This is a genomic window from Legionella sp. km535 (assembly GCF_003990085.1).
Taxonomy (GTDB): domain Bacteria; phylum Pseudomonadota; class Gammaproteobacteria; order Legionellales; family Legionellaceae; genus Legionella; species Legionella moravica.
Genome location: NZ_RZGU01000048.1, coordinates 1 through 3029, shown reverse-complemented (window position 1 = coordinate 3029; position 3029 = coordinate 1). Strand labels below are relative to the sequence as shown.

The following is a 3029-nucleotide window of genomic DNA, read 5'->3' as shown; positions in this document are numbered from 1 at the left end:
AAGTAACTCAGATTATATGGTCAAGACAATCAGCCAATTAGTACAAGTTAGCTTCACACATTACTGCGCTTCCACACCTTGCCTATCAACGTCGTAGTCTTCAACGGGCTTCATGGGAAAACTCATCTTGAGGGAGGCTTCCCGCTTAGATGCTTTCAGCGGTTATCCCGTCCGAACTTAGCTACCCGGCTATGCCACTGGCGTGACAACCGGTACACCAGAGGTTCGTCCACTCCGGTCCTCTCGTACTAGGAGCAGCTCCTCTCAATTTTCCTACGCCCACGGCAGATAGGGACCGAACTGTCTCACGACGTTCTAAACCCAGCTCGCGTACCACTTTAAATGGCGAACAGCCATACCCTTGGGACCTGCTTCAGCCCCAGGATGTGATGAGCCGACATCGAGGTGCCAAACACCGCCGTCGATATGAACTCTTGGGCGGTATCAGCCTGTTATCCCCGGAGTACCTTTTATCCGTTGAGCGATGGCCCTTCCATACAGAACCACCGGATCACTAAGACCTACTTTCGTACCTGCTCGAGCCGTCACTCTCGCAGTCAAGCACCCTTATGCCTTTACACTCTTGGTACGATGTCCGACCGTACCGAGGGTACCTTTGTGCTCCTCCGTTACTCTTTGGGAGGAGACCGCCCCAGTCAAACTACCCATCATACACTGTCCTCATCCCGGATTACGGGACCAAGTTAGAACCTCAATAACAACAGGGTGGTATTTCAAGGTCGGCTCCATAAGAACTAGCGTCCTCACTTCATAGCCTCCCACCTATCCTACACAGTTATCATCAAAGTCCAGTGCAAAACTATAGTAAAGGTTCACGGGGTCTTTCCGTCTAGCCGCGGGTACACTGCATCTTCACAGCGATTTCAATTTCACTGAGTCTCGGGTGGAGACAGTGTGGCCATCGTTACGCCATTCGTGCAGGTCGGAACTTACCCGACAAGGAATTTCGCTACCTTAGGACCGTTATAGTTACGGCCGCCGTTTACCGGGGCTTCGATCAAGAGCTTCTCCGAAGATGACCCCATCAATTAACCTTCCGGCACCGGGCAGGCGTCACACCCTATACGTCTTCTTACGAATTTGCAGAGTGCTGTGTTTTTAATAAACAGTCGCAGCCACCTGGTCTCTGCGGCCCTCACCAGCTTTGTTTTGTAAAAAAACTAACCAGCAAGGGCGTACCTTCTCCCGAAGTTACGGTACCATTTTGCCTAGTTCCTTCACCCGAGTTCTCTCAAGCGCCTCAGTATTCTCTACCTGTCCACCTGTGTCGGTTTGCGGTACGGTTCTCTATAGGTTATGGCTAGCAGCTTTTCCTGGAAGCCGAGCATTAATGACTTCTCTGTACACCGAAATGTCAGAACCACTTCGCACCTCAGAGTTAACAGGAAACCGGATTTGCCAAGTCTCCCCTCCTACATGCAAGTACCAGGACAACCAACGCCTGGCTCATCTAGCTTTCTTCGTCCCCACTTCACCACCTATAAAAAGTCCAGGAATATTAACCTGGTTCCCATCGACTACGCTCTTCAGCCTCGCCTTAGGGGCCGACTCACCCTGCTCCGATTAACGTCGTGCAGGAAACCTGGGACTTCCGGCGTGAGGGTTTTTCACCCTCATTATCGTTACTCATGTCAGCATTCGCACTTCTGATACCTCCAGCAGACTTCTCAATCCACCTTCATCAGCCTACAGAACGCTCCCCTACCACGTGCACTTAGTGCACATCCGCAGCTTCGGTGACTAGTTTTAGCCCCGTTACATCTTCCGCGCAGGCCGACTCGACCAGTGAGCTATTACGCTTTCTTTAAAGGGTGGCTGCTTCTAAGCCAACCTCCTGGCTGTCTATGCCTTCCCACATCGTTTCCCACTTAACTAGTACTTTGGGACCTTAGCTGGCGGTCTGGGTTGTTTCCCTCTTCACGACGGACGTTAGCACCCGCCGTGTGTCTCCCGTGATTCAATTAGCCGGTATTCGGAGTTTGCATCGGTTTGGTAAGCCATGACAGCCCCCTAGCCGAAACAGTGCTCTACCCCCAGTAATCATTCACGAGGCGCTACCTAAATAGCTTTCGGGGAGAACCAGCTATCTCCGGGCTTGATTAGCCTTTCACTCCTAGCCACACGTCATCCGATAATTTTTCAACATTACCCGGTTCGGACCTCCAGTTGGTGTTACCCAACCTTCATCCTGCACATGGCTAGATCGCCCGGTTTCGGGTCTACTCCCAGCGACTCGCGCCCTATTCAGACTCGATTTCTCTACGGCTTCCTTATTCAGTTAACCTCGCCACTGAAAGTAACTCGCTGACCCATTATACAAAAGGTACGCAGTCACACGTCCGAAAACATGCTCCCACTGCTTGTACGCAAACGGTTTCAGGTTCTATTTCACTCCCCTCTCCGGGGTTCTTTTCGCCTTTCCCTCACGGTACTGGTTCACTATCGGTCAGTAAGTAGTATTTAGCCTTGGATGATGGTCCACCCATCTTCAAACAGGATTTCACGTGTCCCGCCCTACTTGTTCGCGTGCTTAGTTCCTCATCAAATCTGCGTATACGGGACTTTCACCCCCTATGGTCAACCTTCCCAGGTTGTTCTACTCCATTCAATGATAAATCACACCAGGCTCCTCCCCGTTCGCTCGCCGCTACTTAGAGAATCTCAATTGATTTCTTTTCCTTCGGGTACTTAGATGTTTCAGTTCCCCGAGTTCGCTCTCATAACCTATGTATTCAGTCATGAGTGACCGTGCAAGCACAGCCGGGTTCCCCCATTCGGACATCTACGGCTCACAGCTTGTTTCCAGCTCCCCGTAGCTTTTCGCAGGATTCCACGTCCTTCATCGCCTCTTACTGCCAAGGCATCCACCGTTTGCGCTTCTCTTCTTGACCATATAATCTCAATTACCTCAAGACTACATGCACATACAAATAAAAAATATGAGTTCGCTTGTGTTACCTCTTTCTTTACCAAATTTTTAATGAACTTCTGGCTATACCAGATTAAAG

1 rRNA gene is annotated in these 3029 nt (G+C 50.5%); it reads right to left on the bottom strand.

From position 1 onward, the window contains the following. Positions 1–16 precede the first annotated feature (16 nt). Positions 17–2912: ribosomal RNA gene (locus ELY21_RS15415) — 23S ribosomal RNA — on the bottom strand. Positions 2913–3029 lie beyond the last annotated feature (117 nt).